Consider the following 20,014-nt stretch of genomic DNA (forward strand, 5'->3'; position numbering starts at 1 on the left):
TTTGGTGCAGTAAATATATAAAATGTAGCAACTTAATCACCAAATAAATAAGCGAAATTTTACAAATTCAGGAATTCGCTTTTTAAGATTAAACTTCTTCGGTTATATTATCAATAATAAAGTTGTAGAGTTTATTTGTTGAAAAAGATACCGTTTCTGAATCGGTTTTTAAGACTAAATCTGCTTTTAGCGGAGTTTCAAAAACGTCGCTGATTCCGGTAAAATTTTTTATTTTATTAATGTCGCCGTCAGGCAGTAATGCTTTTTTGTATAATCCTTTTGGGTCTCTTCGGATCAAATTATCTATGGAACAATCCAGAAATATAGTTCGTACAAATTCATTCATCCTTAATTCATTTCGAAGATTTTCATACGGATTTATGACAGACATCAAAACAATTGTATTTGATGCAACAAAATTTTTGCCAACATCAAATAATCTTTTCACATTTTCGCATCGGTCTTCTTTAGAAAATCCTAAATCTTTACAGATCGTTTTTCGGTAAACATCTCCATCAATAATTTCTGCTTTATAGCCATTTTCAATTAACAAATGACGAACATTTTCTGCCAGTGTCGTTTTTCCTGAACCTGATAAACCTGTAAACTGAAGTAAAATCATTTAGAATCTATTTTATTTTTCGGCATTAAAACTAGACAATCTGCAAAGTCAAAACAATAAGTAGAATTACGGTTTTATTCTTTCAAAAATATAAAAAAAGATAGTGTAAGTAAGTCTTACATTTTCGAAATTGCTATTTTTATCTTTTAATTAATTTTTTAAAATGAAAAAGAAACTTGTTGTTTTAACCGGCGCCGGAATTAGTGCTGAAAGTGGCATTAAAACATTTCGTGACAGCGACGGATTATGGGAAGGGCATGACGTAATGGAAGTTGCAACTCCGGAAGGCTGGCACAAAAACCAGGATTTGGTTTTGGATTTTTACAATAAAAGACGCCGGCAGTTAAAAGAAGTGCAGCCAAATTCTGGCCATCTAATTCTGGCCGAATTAGAAAAAGATTTCGATGTTTATATTATTACACAAAATGTTGATGATCTGCATGAACGTGCCGGAAGCACAAAAGTTTTGCATTTGCATGGAGAACTCTTAAAAGTCAGAAGCACAAAAAACAAAAATCTAATTTTGGATTGGACAGACGATTTACTAACCGGAAATTTTGATGAAAACGGGCATCAGCTGCGTCCGCATATTGTTTGGTTTGGTGAAGAAGTGTCTGCGCTTGAAGAAGCCATTAATATTACAGAAACCGCAGATTATTTTGCTGTAATTGGAACTTCGCTTCAGGTTTATCCAGCGGCCGGACTTATTTCTTATACGCCAGCTGCAGCACCTTTATTTTACATTGATCCAAAACCAATTTCAATTCCTAATCTTCGAAACAAAGTTGAAGTTATTGCAAAAACTGCCACCGAAGGCGTTGCAGAAATGAGAAAAAAATTATCCGAATTAGAAAATCTGTCCTGAAAGTCAAATTATTATTGCAGTAAAGCTATAATAACCCTTCAGTAATTTTCAGAAGTTTTAACAATCACTTATATTTGCACCTTTCGAAAAAACAACATAACAATGACTACTCTAAACGAATTGAATGCTATATCGCCAATTGATGGAAGATATAGAAATAAAACTCAAAATTTAGCACCTTTCTTTTCTGAAGAAGCTTTAATAAAATACCGTGTATTGGTTGAAATTGAATATTTCATTGCTTTATGCGAAATTCCTTTACCTCAGCTTTCTGGCGTAAATTCAGATTTATTTGAAAGTTTAAGAAATATCTACAAAAATTTCTCTACAGAAGATGCCCTTTGGATTAAGGAAACAGAAAAAGTAACCAACCACGACGTAAAAGCAGTAGAGTACTTTATTAAAGATGCATTTGAAAAATTAGGTTTATCGCAATACAAAGAGTTCATTCACTTCGGGTTAACATCTCAGGATATTAATAATACTGCTATTCCGCTTTCTACAAAAGAAGCTTTTGAGCAGGTTTATATGCCTTCATTAATTGCTTTAATTTCTAAATTAAAAGAATTAAGCGTAGAATGGAAAGACATTCCGATGCTGGCCCGCACACACGGACAGCCGGCTTCTCCTACTCGTTTAGGAAAAGAAATCCTTGTTTTTGTAGAGCGTTTAGAAGAGCAGATGCGTTTGTTATTCAATATTCCGTTTGCTGCTAAATTTGGCGGTGCAACCGGAAACTTCAATGCACATCATGTAGCATATCCGCAAATTGACTGGAAACAATTTGGAAACAAATTTGTTGAAACTGAGCTTGGTTTACAGCATTCTTTTCCAACAACACAAATTGAACATTACGATCATTTTGCTGCATTTTTTGACGGTTTAAAAAGAATCAACAATATCATTATCGATTTAGATCGTGATATCTGGACGTATGTTTCAATGGATTATTTTAAACAAAAAATCAAAGCCGGAGAAATTGGTTCATCTGCAATGCCGCATAAAGTAAATCCAATTGATTTTGAAAATTCTGAAGGAAATTTAGGAATTGCAAATGCTATTTTTGAACACTTGGCTGCAAAACTTCCAATTTCAAGATTACAACGTGATTTAACAGACAGTACTGTTTTAAGAAACGTTGGTGTGCCAATCGGGCACACAATTATCGCTTTTGAAGCTACGTTGAAAGGTTTGAATAAATTGCTTTTAAACGAAAGTAAATTTGCCGAAGATTTGGAGAAAAACTGGGCTGTTGTAGCAGAAGCTATCCAAACTATTTTACGCCGCGAAGCATATCCAAATCCTTATGAAGCATTAAAAGGTTTAACCAGAACGAATGAAGCAATTGACAAAAAGGCAATTCATAATTTTATTGCGACTTTAGAAGTTTCAGATGCTGTCAGAGCCGAATTATTGCAGATAACTCCTAGTAATTACACAGGTATTTAAAGAAAACCTAAAATATTTTGCCAAAAAAAGCTATCTTTATCGGGATAGCTTTTTTTATTAATATCGACAGGACTAGCCCAGATTGCAATGAAAAGCCTTTTGCGAAAAAAACTATATTTTTTTGCTGTTACAGAGCGACCGAAGGAAGCTCCTGTAAGAGCATTAAAAAATAAGTTTTTTGAGTAAAAGCTTGAAATGGAAAGCTGGATTAAGCTCCTCAAAAAATACCACTTTATGATTGCCTTAAATGCCGCAGCAGAAACTACACACCATTTACAACCTTTAATTAGTGATCTGGGATTAATCCTGATGACTGCAGGAATTGCTGTTCTGTTATTTAAAAAAATGAAACAACCTTTGGTTTTAGGTTACCTGATTGCAGGTTTTTTAGCCGGAAACCATTTTGATTTTTTCCCTTCTATAACCGATATGAAAAGTGTTGAAGTCTGGGCAGAAATTGGCGTTATATTTTTATTATTTAGTTTAGGACTTGAATTCAGCTTTAAGAAACTAATGAAAGTTGGAGGTACTTCTTCCGTCACGGCCATAACCCAGATTTTATTTATGACTCTTGTTGGTTACTGTGTCGGACAATGGATGGGCTGGGGAAAAATGGACAGTATATTTCTTGGAGCGACACTTTCTATTTCGTCTACAACTATTATTATAAGGGCTTTTGATGAATTGGGAGTTAAGGGAAAGAAATTCGTCGGAATTGTTTTTGGAGCTTTAATTGTTGAAGATATTGTAGCAATTTTAATGCTTGTTTTATTATCGACAATTGCAGTGAGCGATCAGGTTTCGGGCGGAGCCTTAATACAATCTGTTTTAAAGTTAGTTTTCTTTTTAATTATATGGTTTCTCGGCGGAATCTTTATCATTCCGACAATTTTGAAAAAAGCCAAACATCTTTTAACCGATGAAATGCTGCTTATTATTTCATTGGCATTGTGTTTAATGATGGTAATTTTTGCCGCAAATGTTGGTTTCTCTCCGGCTTTGGGAGCTTTTATCATGGGATCTATTATTGCTGAAACGACAATGGCCGAAAAAATCGAACATTTAATTCAGCCTGTAAAAGATTTATTCGGAGCGGTTTTCTTTGTATCTGTGGGCATGTTGATTAATCCGGAAACTTTGGTTACTTATGCGCTTCCGGTGGCTTTAATTACACTTTTAACTATTTTTGGAAAAGCATTTAGCTCCTCAATCGGGGCTCTTCTTTCGGGGCAGCCGCTTAAACAATCTGTACAAACCGGAATGAGTCTGGCGCAAATTGGTGAGTTTTCATTTATCATTGCAACATTAGGAATGACATTAAAAGTTACCAGCGATTTCTTATATCCAATAATTGTTGCGGTTTCTGCCATTACGACTTTTACAACTCCGTTTTTAATTAAATATTCTGAATCTTTTGCTCAGATTTTAGAACAAAAAATGCCAAAAAAATGGGTTAAAAACATTAACAGATATAGTCTTAACGCACAGGCAATTAAATCTGTAAGTATCTGGCAGGTTGTTTTAAGATCTTCTATTACGCAAATTATACTGCACACAATCATTATTACGGCCATAATTTTATTGTCATCAAAATTTGTAGCGCCATTAGTAGCCGATACACGATTTGGCAATACTTTGGCCGCCTTGTTGACACTTGTTGTCATTGCTCCGTTTTTATGGGCTTTGTCGCTTCGTCGTGTTAAGGTCGAAGAAGTAGAAATACTTTGGGAAGAACGCAAATACCGCGGCGCACTTTTAATGCTTATTTTAATTAGAATGAGCCTTGGTTTGTTTTTCGTTGGATTTTTACTGAATATTTTCTTCTCGCCATTAGTGGCTTTTGTTGCGCTTATTATTGCAATTGGAGCGTATCAGCTTTTCCCTAAAAAATTAAATGAGCAGTATCATAAAATTGAAAATCACTTTTTAAAGAACTTAAACGACCGCGAGAACAAAAAAATCGACAGAAGATATGCCAATTTAATGCCCTGGGATGGTCACATGTCTATTTTTGATATTGGAAAAGAATCTAATCTTGCCGGAAAAACACTTGAAGAATTAAAAATTCGCGAATTAATGGGAATTAATATTGCATATATACGCCGCGGAGAAGTTACAATTCCAATTCCTTCAAAAAACGAACGTTTATTTCCAGGCGATGAAATTTGTGTAATTGGTACCGATGCCCAAATTACCGAATTCACAAAATACTTAACTCAAAATGAAATCGAAGCCAAAACAATTGAAGAATCTGAAATTGTTTTGCGCCAGCTTGAAGTTTCTCAGGAAGAATTTACCCAAAAAAGCATTGGCCAGTTTAGAGGAAAAACCGGCGGTATGGTCGTAGGGATTGAAAGAAACGGGAATCGGATTCTTAATCCGGAATCCAGCCTGATTTTACAGCCCAATGATATTATCTGGGTTGTAGGAGACAAGAAAAAAATGGCACAGTTAATTAGTTTTAAAAGGGCCTGAGATTTTCTGAGGCTTTTCCTTTGCAAAATCTTTTTTGCCACGAATTGCACAAATTTTCTCTAATTTTTTTTCATAGCCCAAGGTTTCAACCTTGGGGAGCATGATATTCAATGACAAGGTTGAAGCTTGGGGGTATGGTTAATATTATTGTTTTGAAATTGTTTTTTCATAAATAAAGACGTAAAAAAAGTCCTGAAATCCTAAAAACTTAGAACCTCAGAACCTTAGTATCTTAGAACTATAAAAAACTATTTATTCGGCTGTGGTGTCATTCTCAAATAAGGTTTTATAGGAGTGTGCCCTTTTGGAAATTTTGCCGGAATATCGCTGTCCTGAATTGCAGGAGCAATAACGACATCTTCACCATCTCTCCAGTTTGCAGGGGTCGCGACACTATAATTTGCAGTTAATTGTAAACTGTCGATTACACGAAGTAATTCATCAAAATTTCTTCCTGTAGATGCCGGATAAGTCAATGTTAATTTGATTTTTTTATCTGGTCCGATAACAAAAACAGAACGCACTGTAAATTTATCGCTTGCATTAGGATGAAGCATATCGTATAAATTAGCTACTTTTTTATCCTCGTCAGCAATAATCGGAAAATTAACTTCCGTATCCTGAGTTTCATTAATGTCTTTAATCCACTCTTTATGAGACTCTAAACCGTCTACACTCAAAGCAATAACCTTAGTATTTCTTTTGGTAAATTCAGGAACATAATTCGCCACAGTTCCCAATTCAGTTGTACAAACAGGAGTAAAATCTGCCGGGTGCGAAAATAAAACTCCCCATGAATCTCCTAACCATTCATGAAAATGGATTGTTCCTTGTGTGGTTTCTGCCTGAAAATCCGGAGCTATATCGCCTAATCTTAATGTTGACATAATTTAATTTTTTAGTTCCTCTAAAATTAACTAAAAAATACATTTGGAAAACACACAGGAATTAAAAAAAAGTTAAAATTCTACTTTCTCGATATAATTAGTATTTTAAATTAAATAAAACTTAAAATAAAATACCAAAAGGCAAGCGTTATAAATGATATCGGAATTCCAAAACCCACCATCATACTGCTTAATCTTGGCTTTAAGCCATATGTAGAGGCTAAAATTGCACCTGTAATCATTGGTGCCATTGCAGTTTCCATTAAAGTAATTTTTATGACCTCGGAACGCTGATTAAAAATAAAAACATACAGCACAAAAATTATAAATGGAACTAAAAGCAATTTGAAAAAAAGTCCAAGCCGTAAAAATTTCCAATGCTGGCTTTTCCGGTCAAAAGTTAATTGCAGTCCAACAGAAAGCAACGCCAGAGGTGTAACCAGACTTCCAATTTTAAGTAAACCCAATTGGATATTGTCATCTAAATCAACTTGAAAAACATTCATTAAACAAGCCAAAACAAACATCACAAATGGCGGAAAAAGAATAATCTTTTTTAAAATCCCAAAAGCATCCGGGCTTCCTTTAGAATAAAAGGCAGCCGTAAAAACACCAAGAGTAGAAACGATCACAAAAGTTCCCGGCTGATCTACCAAAACGGCAGTCTCTAAACCTTTTTTCCCAAATAAAGCTTCAATAATTGGATATCCAAGAAAAGAACTGTTGCTTAATCCTGCCGTCAAAATTAAACAGCCAATCAGCTTATTAGACCATCCATTTCTTTTTCCTAAAAAATGAAAAAAAATAAAAGCCAAAATATAAGTAATCCATCCCGCACCAATTGGAAACAGCAATTCACTACTCCATCTTATTTTTGGAATGTGGTATAATGTAATCGCAGGAAGACAGAAATAAATAACAATTTTATTGAGCGTCTTATATATAGGAACAGGAAATTGTTTTACCCGCTGTAAAACCAAGCCTAATGAAAGGAAAAGAAATATTAGAAGAAAGTTGTTCATACCTTAAGATGAACACAAAAATAACTATTTATAATTTAGTGATTATTGAAAAGTCACGAGTAAGTGATTTTTTTTCGTGAATAGTCACTGCTGATTTTCTTTTGTTAAACCTATAACATCTTCTAATTACAAACGATTTTTACATTTTTATAAAAAAATAACTTTCATTTCAAAAAAACATCTTATATTTGTAACATATTTTATTACAGTATGCTTTCAGGTAAGTTTGCCATAACGATTCACATTTTAACTCTGCTCAATAAATTTCCGAATGATTATTTGTCATCAGAATATATTGCGGGCAGTATTAATTTGAACCCGGTTTTGGTTCGAAAAGAAATTGCTAACCTAAAAGCGCATCATATTGTAGAAAGTAAGGAAGGAAAAAATGGCGGCACAAAACTGGCTGTAGATTCATCAAAACTGACTTTAAAAGAGATTTTTGAAATGACTTTTGAAACGATAAACTTAGGTTATGCTAAAAACCAGCCTAATCCGGATTGTCCTGTCGGAAAAAAAATTAATCAAAATCTGGATGCTTTATATTCCGATATGAACCAAAAAGTGAGTGCGCAACTGGAGGGAATTTCCTTAGAAGATTTTTCGAATCAGTTTTAAACTATTTTTTTACCCAAAACTGTAACATTTTTTATTACTAAATAAATTTATATATTATGAAAATCGCAATCATTGGAGCAACAGGATTTGTTGGCTCAGCAATTTTAAACGAATTAGCAGACAGAAATCACGATATTACTGCTATCGCAAGAAATCCAAAAGACACCGCAGGTGTTAACTGGAAAAGTGCTGACATTTTTAATGTAGAAGAACTGGCAGCAATTTTAAAAGGAAATGATGCTGTTATCAACGCTTACAATCCGGGATGGACAAACCCTAATATTTACGATGATTTTATTGCAGGTTCAAAAGCAATTCAGGAAGCGGTAAAAAAATCTGGCGTAAAACGTTATATCACAATTGGCGGCGGCGGAAGTTTATTTGTAGCTCCGGGTTTACAAGCAGTTGATACACCGGATTTTCCAAAAGAATTTTATGCAGGAGCAACTGCTGCAAGAGATTATTTAAATATCATAAAAGAAGAAAAAGAATTAGACTGGGCATTTTTTAGTCCTGCTTTTGAAATGCATCAGGGCATTACAACCGGAAGAACCGGAAAATATCGCTTAGGTTTAGAAAATCCAGTTTTTAATGACGAACAAAGAAGTATTTTATCTGTGGAAGATTTGGCAGTTGTGATCGCTGATGAAACGGAAACACCAAAACATCATCAGGTTCGTTTTACAGCGGCATATTAATTTTTAAGGGGCTGAGATACTAAGGTTCTGAGTTTCTTAGTTAACTTTTGCCATGAATTGCACGAATTACACTAATTTTTACATAGTCCAAGGTTTCGATCTTGGGAACGCAATAGATTTGCACAATCTAATCGCAAGGTTGAAAACTTGGGCTATGATTTTCAAATATCACAAAATTAAGATCTAAAAAATTCGTGCAATTTGTGTAATTCGCGGCAAACTCTATACCCATAAAAACAATGCAAATCGATGTAATTTGTGGCAAACCTAACAATACAGTTTCTGAGTCAGAATTGTCTTTTGAAACTGTTTTTGTTTTCAGTACTTTTACAATATTAAAAAAGTATTTTGTCAAGTTTCAAAAAACAGTCGGGCAGTTTAACGGAAAAAGCTGGTATTTCACCTCCTGAAATCACCAATGTTGCTGCTATCAGTGAAATTAAAAACAGACGCAGACAACAGCCATCTGCTGAGGAATTAATCTCGGGAATTCTTTCGGGAAACCGCACTTCATTAAGCCGCGCTATTACTCTTATTGAAAGCACTAATCCGGAACATACTCAAAAGGCTGAAACGATTATTAAAGGCTGTCTTTCTCATGCCAATAAATCAATTCGAATAGGAATTACCGGAGTTCCCGGAGTTGGAAAAAGTACTTTTATAGAAGCTTTTGGAACTTATTTAACCCAATCAGGAAAAAAAGTGGCTGTTTTGGCCGTAGATCCAAGCAGTTCTATTTCGCACGGAAGTATTTTAGGCGATAAAACCCGAATGGAAGAATTGGTAAAAGATGAAAATGCTTTTATCCGTCCGAGTGCATCTGGTGAAAATTTAGGCGGCGTTGCACGTAAAACCCGCGAAACGATTATTTTATGCGAAGCTGCAGGTTTTGATACGATTATTATTGAAACAGTTGGCGTTGGTCAAAGCGAAACTGCAGTTCACAGTATGGTTGACTTTTTTCTATTACTGAAAATTTCCGGTGCCGGCGACGAACTTCAAGGGATTAAACGCGGTATTATGGAAATGGCAGATGCTGTCGTAATCAATAAAGCCGACGGAGATAATATTAAAAAAGCCAATCAGGCAAAATTAGAATTCAACCGGGCTTTGCATTTATTTCCTTCAAAAAAATCAAACTGGCAGCCAAAAGTTACGACTTGCAGCTCGGTTACAAAAGACGGGATTTCGGAAATATGGAATACCATTTCTGATTATTTTGAATTAACCAAAGAATCTGGATTCTTTCAGGAAAAAAGAAATGAACAAAACCAGTTTTGGATGATGGAGACTATCGATGAACAATTGAAATCAAACTTTTACAATCAACCTGACATTATTTCACAATTGAAACAAATTAAAAAAGCGGTGCAAAATAATGAAATATCACCTTTTGCAGCCGCTCAGATTTTATTAAATGAATATAAAAAAAACCTATAATTTCTTAAAGCTGTTTTTAAATATTCATTTATTTTACATTAATTGAAAGTTTATAAGTCTCTTCACTTTCCTGAATAGGGTATTTACCGGGAACTAAAATATCTGAATTGAATTTTAAAGATTTAACTAATTCCGGTTGTATAATCTGTCCCTCAGGTATTACATAAATTTCGCCATTTCGTAATAATACTTTTTTATGTTCTTCGGTTAAAGCGCTTTTTTGAATTTCCATAACAAAATTTCCTTTTTCATTTGTAACACGTACTGGTGTTCCATCAGGAGTTGGTTTCGCAAAGCCATAGGTTATCCAATCGTAATGAACAAAATTACAAAACCCTTCAGGCTGGCTGCAATCAATATTATGCGCTCCCCAAGCTCTCACAATAGTTCCTTCATAATGAGGCAAATACCTTTGAGTACTTGGTTGATTTTGCTGCTCTGTGTTTGATAATGGAGCCGTTTTCTGTTCAACCGAGTCGTTGTTACAGCTTACAAAAAAAGCGGTAATGGCTAACACTACCATTACTTTTAATACTTCAGATTTTTTTTGTGGTATTTTTTTCATAATAAATAATTTAATTGTCTCTACTCTATCTCCGGCTTTTCGGGTTACGCCTTTTGGTTTAGTGTATATCAATTAAATTATTTTTTTGTTACCCTTTTTGTTTGAATTTAGATACAAAAAAAAGCAGTTAAGTATGAAATTACACACTTAACAGCTTTTTTTTAATAAATTAAAAATTATTTTTTCTTATTCCTAAGCTTATATTTACTTTCCTTATACAAATTACCTGCAGTTATAACATGTGCCAAGGCATCTTTTGCTAATTCTTCATTTAATTTAACCGGAATTAAAGTTGTATCGTTTTTGATTTCGAATTGAAGCGGTTTCAAATTCGGCTGCATAATCACAACCTGATTTTCAACTCTAAATGCATTGATATCATTAAACTGCATAATCGATCTTCCCTGAACTTTTGGATCTAATTTATTTAAATTACGACCCACCATTGGTGTTTCAAACGGAATTCCTAAATAACCTAACAAAGTTGGCGGAATATCAATTTGGCTTGCCAGTCTGTCGTAAACGGCACCTTTTTGAACTCCAGGACCCATAATAAATGCCGGAATATGGAATTTATTTATCGGCACTAAATTCTTTCCGTATGTTCTTGTATTATGATCGGCAATTACGATAAAAATAGTGTTTTTAAAGTACGGTTCTTTTTTAGCCATTTCGAAGAATTTTCCAATTGAGAAATCGGCATATTTCATGGCATTGTTTACTGTTGCCGGTTTTTTATCGTAAGGTTTTATTCTTCCTGCCGGATATTCAAACGGTTCGTGATTTGAAGTCGAGAACATTAAAGAAAAGAATGGTTTATCACCTTTTGATTTAAAATAATTATTGGCCTTAGTCACCAAATCTTCATCAGAATAACCCCAGGTTCCTTTAAAAGCATATTTATTTCCGTCTGATTCAAAATCTTCCTGATCTATAATATCCTGAAAACCATTTCCGTTAAAAAATGAAGCCATATTATCAAAATTGGCCATTCCTCCGTAAATAAAACTTGTATCGTAACCCTTTTGTTTTAAAGCATCAGCAAGAGTAAAAAATCCTTGCTGTGAGTTTCCGAGTTTAACAACGCTTTCTGATGGCGAAGGTAAAAATCCTGTTACAACCGCTTCAATTCCTCGAACACTTCTGGTTCCGGTGCAATATAAATTGGTAAACAATAATCCTTCTTTTGATAATTTATCAAATTCCGGTGTCAGTGGTTTTCCACCTAATATTCCAACGTATTCAGCACCCAAACTTTCTTGTAGAAAAATGACCAGATTGTATGGTTTTTTCGTCACAGAATCCGGCTGCTGCACATGAAGAAACGGAATTTCAGGATCTGTAAAATCATTTGGACCGGCAATCATATATTTTTTTACACGAGCAATCGCCTCCGCTTCTTCCATTTTACCGTACATTTTTGTATTTCCCTCGTTCTTAATAGAATAAGCAGCAAAAGCAACGGTATAAAATGAATTTAATCCTAACGTATTCGTTAATTGATCCGTTGAGAAAACGGCATTACTAGCATTGATTGGACGTTTTGAAGTAAGACTGGAACGTGCTCCAAAAAACAATAAAAAAGCTACTAACGGAAACACCATTAATTTGAATTTATATTGAGTGCTGGTGGTATGAAAATATTTTTTTCCTTTTTTGAAGGCAAAATAAAGCACAACTCCCAAAATTAAAAAAGTCACGATGATAGAAGTGAGATAACTTTTTAAAAGCATTCCCACAACTTCTTTTGGATAAATTAGATAATCCAGGAAAATCTTATTTGGACGCGTATCGTATTGTTTAACAAAATCCGGTGAAGCCAATTCTACAAAAAGAATAAGAAACAGGAACAAAAAACTGTAAATTATCAAAAACCTATTGGTGAATTTAAGCCATTTATTTGGAAGAAAAGTGATTAAAACTGCAGGAAGAAAAGACAAATAACATAATAAAATCAAATCCATTCGAAGGCCGATTGGAAAAATATACCAGAAATTTGGCGTCTGCTCTACTCTTTCTTTAAAAAGAAAAAACAAAAAGATTCGGCTTAAAGTAGTGATAAGTAAGCCGATTAATATAAAATTGAAAACAGGTTTTAAAAAACTTAATTTTTTCATTGAATGATGAACATATATTTTGCAAAATGCCGATTAAAACTTGTCAGTACCTTTTATTCTTCGTAGCGATTTATTTCCCTATCGTAAAAATCATTTGCTTTTTCGATCAAACCTTCCATTTCAGCATTTAATTCTGCTTCGTCAAGATCTTCGGCTTCTTCCAGAAATTCAACCTCATCATCTTTTAGATTAATTATAAATCGTGGGTAATCAAGGTGAATGATAAAAATATCATCTGGAAAATCAGTATTGTCTCCAAGTAAAAATTTAGGTAATTCCATTTTATTTAAATTTATTTTTTAAGATTTATAGTTGTAAGTGTTGCCGTTGTTTTACAGATTAGAGGATTTATTCTAAGAATATTAAATTTGAAATCTGTGAAATCTGCGGTTTAAAAATATTTTTTCAAATTTAGTTATTTGAAAATGAATTTGAGATTAATTTCTTCGTTAAGTAATGAAAGCGTAAGTACAGGAAAACTGCTGCTGTTGTCAATCCTGCCAAAAGTCCAATCCATACTCCCTGTGCTTTCCATTCGGTAAATTCTCCCAAATAATATGAAATCGGAAAACCAACAATCCAATAGGCAACAAAAGTAATATACATTGGAATTTTAACATCCTGCAAACCGCGTAAAGCGCCAAGAACTACCACCTGAATTCCATCTGAAATCTGGAAAATAGCGGCAATCAATAATAATTTTGAGGCTATTTCAATTACTTCTGTATTATCCAGAAGCTGGCCTCCATTTTCCATATTTAAAAAGATATGAGGAAAAAAATCATGGAAAACCACAAACAGAAATGCAAAAAATGTTTCGATAACAATAGCCAGTAAAAATATGGAACGAGCCACAACTATAAGTTTTTTAAAATCCTGTAATCCTCTTTGATTACTTACCCTGATCATCGATGTTACACTTAATCCCATAGCAAACATAAAAGTAAGCGAAGATAAACTCAACGCAATTTGATTGGCTGCCTGGCTGGTTTTACCAATATTTCCGCAAAGCCAGATCGAAGCTGTAAACAAAACAACTTCAAAAAGCATCTGCATTGCTGATGGAAAACCTAAGCTTATTATCTTTTTTAAAGTGGCACTTTTAATTTCGCTGAAGCTGAAATCTTTAAAAAAGTGTTTTAAATCATTTCTTCGCGACAGCATAATATGCATAAATGTTACTAAAAATATTCTAGAAATTACCGTACCAAGTGCCGCACCAATAATTCCCATTTTAGGAAAAAACCATATTCCGTAAATCAATACATAATTGATACCTACGTGAAGTACATTGGCCATAATCATGGCGTACATAGAATATTTTGTCAGAGACTTTCCGTCGGCAAATTGTTTATATCCCTGATACATTACTAACGGAATCAATGAAAAAGCTACCCAGTCTAAATATGGTTTTGCCAATACAATTACTTCTTTTGGCTGTTCCAGCAATTCCATTAATGGTTTTGCCAGCACAATAACGCCAAAAAGCATCAACCCGATAATAGCACATAAAAATAAACCGTGGTGAAATGCAGAACGAATTTTGCCATCGTTTTTTTCTGCATCACCTTCGGCAACAATAGGCGTAATAGCGGTCGAAAAACCAATTCCCAATGACATGGCTATAAAAATCATACTGTTTCCAAGTGAAACTGCAGCCAGCTCCGTACTTCCCAGTTTTCCAACCATAATATTATCGACAATACCAATTAAAGTATGCCCTACCATACCTAATATTATAGGATATGCTAATCTGAAATTATATGAAAACTCTTTGGTGTACTGTTTTAGATTCACTTTTGCTATTTTTTTTGTCGACAAAGATAGTCAGAAGCTTCGAATTCTGTCCTATTAATAAAAACATACACTGTTTTTAAGTGTAAAATCAGTATACCATAATATTATATAAAGATTTTTAAAAATTATATAACAAGCTCAAAAGACCTCTATTTTACTTTTACATTATTAATAATTCAAAAATATTTGCCATGAGAAAATTACAGTTTATATGCCTTGCAGCTTTTGCTTTTTTATACTCCAACACAACTTTTGCACAAGATACAGCCGCAACAAATTACGATCAGGGATTTAGATTAGGTTTTGGTTTAAACGGAGGAATCCCGACAGACAACGACTATGACTGGTCACTTGGTGGAGACGTTCGTTTACAATATGATTTGTCAAAAAGAACTTCATTAACATTAACTACAGGTTTTACTAACTTGTTTTTAGGAAAAGATGAATTAGGAAATGACGTAAAAGATTTAGGATTTATTCCTGCAAAAGCTGGTTTTAAAGCTTTTATCTGGGAAGACCAATTTTACGTTTTAGGTGAAGTAGGTGCCGGTTTTGCCGTTACAAATGGTTATGACGACACTACTTTTTTATGGTCACCAGGAATTGGTTACGCTAACAAATACATTGATATCAGTCTCCGTTATGAGGACTATCAAAAATTCAAAACCAATCAAGTGGCGTTTCGTTTAGCGTATGGTTTTGATCTATAAAAAGAAAGGTTTATTTTATTTTTTTGTTTTTGGTAACAAACCCCGGAAGTTTTCATAGTCTTCCGGGTTTTGTATTTTATAGAAATTCTTATTTTGAAGCTTTTTGATTGAGAAAAATTTATCAGGTCTTGATATAGAATTTTGTCAAAGTTTAAAACTTTGAAGATGGCATCAGAATAATCTAATCAGCTCTTTTTCAAAAACTTTTTATCCGTTAAAGTTTTCATGAAGGCAATTAATTGTTTTTTTTCTTTAACAGTTAAATTCAGCTTATCTTCCGGAAGTGTTTGGTTTGGAAGATCAAATCCTAAACCTAATCCTCCGCCCTGATCATAAAAATCTATCACTTCTTCCAGCGTTTTATAAACACCATTATGCATATAAGGAGCGGTAAGTTCAATATTTCGTATCGTTGGTGTTTTAAAAGAATGTTTATGAATGGCGGCCTGCGTAATGACAAACTTTCCTAAATCGCCGTCCAGCTTTTTGTTTTTATCCGGAACACCCAAAATTTCACTTTCAGATTTGTCAAAATTGGGCGGTACAGTTCCGTTTGTTAACGGAATAAAATGACAGGTGGCACATTTGGCTTTTCCGGCAAATAAATTAAAACCTGCTTTTTCATCTGCAGCAAAAGAGGTTTTATTCTGCATATAATGATCAAATTTAGCATCATAATGACTCAAAGACCTAATGTAAGACCCTAAAGCATTTTTGATTGTAAATTCATTTATTTCTCCTTTCGCGAAAGCTGTTTTAAAATCTTTTACATATTGTGCTTTTTTTTGAATAGCTAATGCTGATTTCTCTAAAGATCCGTGCATTTCGTTTTCATTCTTAATTACAGCAATCGCCTGATCTTCGAGATAACTAACCCGGGAATCTGCAAAAAACACACGTTGAAATGCAATATTGGCCAATGTAGGCGTATTACGCTGAATCATGGATTTTCCGTCTAATGAAACTGCTTTTTCAAGTCCGTCTGTAAAAGCTTTCTCAGCATGGTGGCAGGAAGCGCAGGAACGCGTATTGTTTCCCGATAAAATGGGATCATTGAATAATTTCTTTCCTAAAGCTATTTTCTCCGGTGTTGTTTTGTAATCGGGGAAACCCGAGAATGCATCGGGATCAAAAGCATCTTTATCAAACAAGGTCTGCGAAGTAACTTTTAAGCCTTTTTGTTCTTTCATTAACGGAATTCCTAATTCTGCCTGCGTTTTAAAAAGTCCTTTACTTAAAGGGTTTAAAATTTCTTTAATAAAATAAGCCCTGTCAAATGCATTAAAATTGTTGTTTGACTGTAAATACTTTTTCCCCTTTTCTAAAATTCCCAGTACTTGAGGAGCACTTGAAATTTCCTTATTCTCCAGATAAACCCGATAATATTTTTCGATTGTTTCCAGCGATATTGAAGCTTCGGGAAGAGAGTTTAACACAACCGGCGAATCGAATCCTGTAATTCCTAAAGTAATTATTCTGTAAACTTCTAACCGCATTGCATCAAAAACATGGGCATCGGTCAGTTCATTTGAATTAGCAACTTTTTCTAACCGAATTAAATTTGCGGATAAAACACCTATTTCCTGAAGCAGTTCTTTTTTATTTTTTTTGTCGTATTTCGGAAAAACTAATTCTTCAATAACCTGAAATCCTTCGGGATTAACTGTTATATTATCATTTTCTTCAAATTCAGGTATTGCTGGTCCGTTGATCGATTTTGAAACGGCCGGCGAATAATACTCGCTTAATAATTCCACTTTTTTATACCCCTGATGTGCTTCCAGAAACTGTTCTTGAATTTGTGCTTCCGCAGAATCAGATTCAACGGATTGCTTTAGTTGTGCAGCTTTTTCGATTAACAAACGAATGTCTTCCTGAAACAATTTATTTATTTCCTGATGTTTGTCTTTTTTCTGACAAGCGGCAAATGCGACCAAGAATAGTAAACAATATATTTTTTTCATAATGTAATCACAGATTAAGAAGAATACCAAAAAACAGAAACCACTACCTCAAAATAGAAATAGTGGAAAACTGTTTAATTATAACTTAAAATTTATCTTGCTAAACCTTTAAGTACTACAATCTGACTTGCTTGCTTTTCGTTAGGACGATTTTCTCCTCCGTCTGGTTTTTTATATTTTTCATCAGTCCATGAATGAGGCTGTATGCTTAACATAAAAGTATCCGGAATTCCTAATTGTTCAGATACATCGATTAAAGCTCCGTATTCCCAGGCGCCAAATTTAGATGTTCCGCCAACATTGTATTTTGCCGCATCTGAAGCAGTACGACGGTGATCTAATTCTAATACAACTTTTAAATCTTTTGCAGCAATATTATATTGATAGATATAAGCATCATGAGTTTCATCTCCGTATCCGTTAGCATCTTCCTGAACGTAAACATAGTTTTTAGTCACACAAATGTTATCCGGATTTTGGAATTTACCTGCAATTCCGGAACGGTTATCTCCGTCAAGAACGACTTCTAAAGTTCCTTTTAAAGGATCGGCAGCATCAAGATTTAATCTGTAAACTCTTCCGTATTTAGTTCTTGAACCGTCAGCATTTGTTCCTGTAAGATCTTGTCCGGTTACGTTAAAATACAATTCACGATCTGCAGCCTCACCGCCTTTGCGATAATCCAAATCTTCTACACGACCAAACTTAATAGCTTTTAAAGTATTTACAGCAGCATTAATCTGAGCACCGGTAAGTGTTTTATGATTTTCAATTTTCACGAAAGAAACAGGATAGCTTTTACTCACTTCCATATCTTTTTCTCTTTGGTTATCGTCGTTTCTTTTTAGCATATACAAAGAACCATTGGTTAAATCACCTACCGTATTTGATACATACATAAAAACCTGACCTCCGTAAGTTCCAGAATCATCGTCACCAATTACAACAACTGTTTTTCCTTTGTAAGCAGAAGTACGCAATGGCAAAGCATTCTCTGCACTTAAGCGCCCGAAACCGGCTAATTCTTTAGATACAGATGCTGAACCTACATCTCCATAAGGATCTAAAGCATGTGTACGGGATTCTTCTCCAGATTCTCCACAAGTCAAATAAACCGGTCCAAAACCGTGTTCTGCTTGTGTAGCCATAGTTGCTCCGCACAACCTCCAGGTTCCACCGCTGGAATTTAATAAATATTCTCCCTTTGTAGGTTTGAATGTTTTGTCAAGAGTAATTCTTGAAACAGAAAAATTGTCTTCATTGTTTACCAAAAAAGTAAAAGTTCCGTCTGTGTTTTTTAATAAACCGGAACCATCTGCAGAACCTCCAAAAATATATTTTGGACTATCCGGAAAAACGTCATCTGAACTAAAAAGAGAATAAATCTTCAGATTTTCAAAACCTGATTGTGCCTTAATTAAACTTGGCGTTACAGACTGATCTTTTAACACAACACTTGTTGTTTCTGTGTCGTCTTTAGAATCGTTGTTATTACAGGATATAACAACAGATCCTAAAATAAGCAGAGGTAAAATAATTCGTTTCATTTAGCTAAATATTGGTTTTTATTTTTTTACAAAGTAAATCCCTACTCTTTAACTAAAAATGACTTTCATATTATCAAAAAAATAAGGCTTTTATTTAAAACGCCTTACAGCACAAAAAAAATTAACATTAATTTAGTAATACGCAATACTGTTAAACTTACAGTAACATAAAACAAAAAAAAGAGTCTTACATTAAGACTCTTTTTCCAGTTGTTGTTTATAATAATCAAAATTATCTTTAATTTCTTTATCCAGTGCCGGAACCTGAATATCAGTATATTGCTTCATTTCTTCCCAGATAATTTTTGCTGCGATGTAACGTGCCATTTCCTTATCATCTGCCGGAATTACATACCAGGGCGCATGCTCTTTTGAAGTTTCGTTTATGGCTTCTTCATAATATTTATAATATTCATCCCAATGTTCCCTTTCTTTAAGATCGCCGGGAGAAAATTTCCAATTGTGTTTTCCTTCTTCCAAACGGCGTAATAAGCGATTCTTTTGCTCGTCTTTACTCAAATGAAGGAAAAACTTCATGACAATTGTTCCGTTTTCGGCAATATGTTTTTCGAAATTATTAATCTGTTCAATTCTGTTTTTCCAGAATTTAGGCTTAATATCGTCAACCGAATTAATTCCCGGTAAATTTTCCGCCAGAATAAATTCTGGATGCACCCGGGTAACCAAAACATTTTCGTAATGCGTCCTGTTAAAAATCGCAAACTTTCCTTTTTCCGGCAATGCAATATAATGGCGCCATAAATAATCGTGTTCCAGTTCAGTCGAATTTGGTGTTTTAAAACTATGAACCACAACGCCGCGCGGATTAAATTCTTTAAAAACTTCCCGAATCAGACTGTCTTTTCCGGAAGTGTCCATTCCCTGAAAGCAGATCAAAACCGAATATTTATTGTGTGCATACATTACATCCTGCAAATCACTCAGTTTCGCCTGAACCTTATCCAGCTTTTCTTCCTTTTCATCATTATCTGCATCAACATTTAGTAAAGTGGGAAGTTTACTTAACTTAATTTTATCTGTGACTTTAAAATCTTTCGGGTCTATTGATTTCATATTTTCAAATTTTGTATTATAAATATAGTAATTTTACGAAGCAAATTCCTGCTATCCATTGCAATACTTTTTCAATAAATTGTTTTTTCCAAAGCCATAACAAGAGCTTCCGCCGGTCGCTTTGTTCTGTCAGGAAAAAATTCAATTTCTTTTCAAAGTATTTC

Annotated in this window: 17 protein-coding genes; 7 read left to right on the forward strand and 10 right to left on the reverse strand. The window is 34.1% G+C overall.

The annotated features are described in order from the left end of the window. Positions 1 to 88: 88 nt before the first annotated feature. A complete protein-coding gene (cysC, locus tag ASE21_RS03035) occupies positions 89 to 622 on the reverse strand; it encodes an adenylyl-sulfate kinase (RefSeq protein ID WP_057121080.1) in 534 nt (177 codons plus the stop codon). 163 nt (positions 623 to 785) lie between these two features. Here cysC and ASE21_RS03040 point away from each other — a divergent pair, with 163 nt between their 5' ends. From ASE21_RS03040 to ASE21_RS03055, 3 genes are all read left to right on the forward strand, one after another. Then, a complete protein-coding gene (locus ASE21_RS03040) occupies positions 786 to 1,487 on the forward strand; it encodes an SIR2 family NAD-dependent protein deacylase (protein WP_057121081.1) in 702 nt (233 codons plus the stop codon). 102 nt (positions 1,488 to 1,589) lie between these two features. Beyond that, the gene (purB, locus tag ASE21_RS03045; RefSeq protein ID WP_057121082.1) at positions 1,590 to 2,936 is read left to right on the forward strand and encodes an adenylosuccinate lyase; all 1,347 of its coding nucleotides are present in this window, start codon (positions 1,590 to 1,592) and stop codon (positions 2,934 to 2,936) included. Positions 2,937 to 3,170: 234 nt separating this feature from the next. After that, positions 3,171 to 5,411 (forward strand): cation:proton antiporter, encoded by a 2,241-nt coding sequence (locus ASE21_RS03055; RefSeq protein WP_057121165.1) that lies wholly within the window; start codon positions 3,171 to 3,173, stop codon positions 5,409 to 5,411. 248 nt (positions 5,412 to 5,659) lie between these two features. On the opposite strand, the gene ASE21_RS03060 is transcribed toward ASE21_RS03055, so the two are convergent. Together ASE21_RS03060 and ASE21_RS03065 are read right to left on the reverse strand one after the other, a co-directional pair. Continuing rightward, complete coding sequence (locus ASE21_RS03060) at positions 5,660 to 6,298, reverse strand: peroxiredoxin (protein WP_057121084.1); 639 nt, start codon at positions 6,296 to 6,298, stop codon at positions 5,660 to 5,662. A 110-nt stretch (positions 6,299 to 6,408) separates the two neighbouring features. Further along, the gene (locus ASE21_RS03065) at positions 6,409 to 7,320 is read right to left on the reverse strand and encodes an AEC family transporter (protein ID WP_057121085.1); all 912 of its coding nucleotides are present in this window, start codon (positions 7,318 to 7,320) and stop codon (positions 6,409 to 6,411) included. A 210-nt stretch (positions 7,321 to 7,530) separates the two neighbouring features. On the opposite strand from ASE21_RS03065, the gene ASE21_RS03070 reads away from it, so the two are divergent. The 3 genes from ASE21_RS03070 to meaB all read left to right on the forward strand — a co-directional run bounded on the left by ASE21_RS03070 (position 7,531) and on the right by meaB (position 10,076). Further along, on the forward strand, positions 7,531 to 7,938 hold the full coding sequence (locus tag ASE21_RS03070) for an RrF2 family transcriptional regulator (RefSeq protein WP_057121086.1): 408 nt from the start codon (positions 7,531 to 7,533) through the stop codon (positions 7,936 to 7,938). Between the two features lie 56 nt (positions 7,939 to 7,994). Further along, positions 7,995 to 8,636, forward strand: coding sequence for an NAD(P)-dependent oxidoreductase (locus tag ASE21_RS03075; protein WP_057121087.1), 642 nt, complete (start codon positions 7,995 to 7,997; stop codon positions 8,634 to 8,636). A gap of 348 nt (positions 8,637 to 8,984) precedes the next feature. Further along, positions 8,985 to 10,076: a methylmalonyl Co-A mutase-associated GTPase MeaB gene (meaB, locus tag ASE21_RS03080; RefSeq protein ID WP_057121088.1), complete on the forward strand. Its 1,092-nt coding sequence runs from the start codon at positions 8,985 to 8,987 to the stop codon at positions 10,074 to 10,076. Positions 10,077 to 10,104: 28 nt separating this feature from the next. On the opposite strand, the gene ASE21_RS03085 is transcribed toward meaB, so the two are convergent. The 4 genes from ASE21_RS03085 to ASE21_RS03100 all read right to left on the reverse strand — a co-directional run bounded on the left by ASE21_RS03085 (position 10,105) and on the right by ASE21_RS03100 (position 14,555). After that, positions 10,105 to 10,641, reverse strand: coding sequence for a hypothetical protein (locus ASE21_RS03085; RefSeq protein WP_057121166.1), 537 nt, complete (start codon positions 10,639 to 10,641; stop codon positions 10,105 to 10,107). Positions 10,642 to 10,817: 176 nt separating this feature from the next. Continuing rightward, positions 10,818 to 12,758 carry an LTA synthase family protein gene (locus ASE21_RS03090; protein ID WP_057121089.1) on the reverse strand — a complete coding sequence of 647 codons (1,941 nt, stop codon included), beginning with the start codon at positions 12,756 to 12,758 and terminating at the stop codon, positions 10,818 to 10,820. Positions 12,759 to 12,811: 53 nt separating this feature from the next. Further along, positions 12,812 to 13,039 (reverse strand): hypothetical protein, encoded by a 228-nt coding sequence (locus ASE21_RS03095; RefSeq protein ID WP_026984926.1) that lies wholly within the window; start codon positions 13,037 to 13,039, stop codon positions 12,812 to 12,814. A gap of 130 nt (positions 13,040 to 13,169) precedes the next feature. Continuing rightward, complete coding sequence (locus ASE21_RS03100) at positions 13,170 to 14,555, reverse strand: MATE family efflux transporter (protein WP_057121167.1); 1,386 nt, start codon at positions 14,553 to 14,555, stop codon at positions 13,170 to 13,172. A gap of 191 nt (positions 14,556 to 14,746) precedes the next feature. Between ASE21_RS03100 and ASE21_RS03105 the strand changes: the two genes are divergently transcribed. Next, on the forward strand, positions 14,747 to 15,265 hold the full coding sequence (locus ASE21_RS03105) for a hypothetical protein (protein ID WP_057121090.1): 519 nt from the start codon (positions 14,747 to 14,749) through the stop codon (positions 15,263 to 15,265). 185 nt (positions 15,266 to 15,450) lie between these two features. Here the strand turns inward: ASE21_RS03105 and ASE21_RS03110 are convergent, their stop codons facing one another. The 3 genes from ASE21_RS03110 to ASE21_RS03120 form a co-directional block, all read right to left on the reverse strand. Then, positions 15,451 to 17,229, reverse strand: coding sequence for a cytochrome-c peroxidase (locus tag ASE21_RS03110; RefSeq protein ID WP_057121091.1), 1,779 nt, complete (start codon positions 17,227 to 17,229; stop codon positions 15,451 to 15,453). A gap of 92 nt (positions 17,230 to 17,321) precedes the next feature. Then, complete coding sequence (locus tag ASE21_RS03115; protein WP_128414645.1) at positions 17,322 to 18,776, reverse strand: DUF839 domain-containing protein; 1,455 nt, start codon at positions 18,774 to 18,776, stop codon at positions 17,322 to 17,324. 192 nt (positions 18,777 to 18,968) lie between these two features. Further along, positions 18,969 to 19,850, reverse strand: coding sequence for a PPK2 family polyphosphate kinase (locus ASE21_RS03120; protein ID WP_057121092.1), 882 nt, complete (start codon positions 19,848 to 19,850; stop codon positions 18,969 to 18,971). Positions 19,851 to 20,014 lie beyond the last annotated feature (164 nt).

The organism is Flavobacterium sp. Root901 (genome assembly GCF_001429765.1).
Lineage (GTDB): Bacteria > Bacteroidota > Bacteroidia > Flavobacteriales > Flavobacteriaceae > Flavobacterium.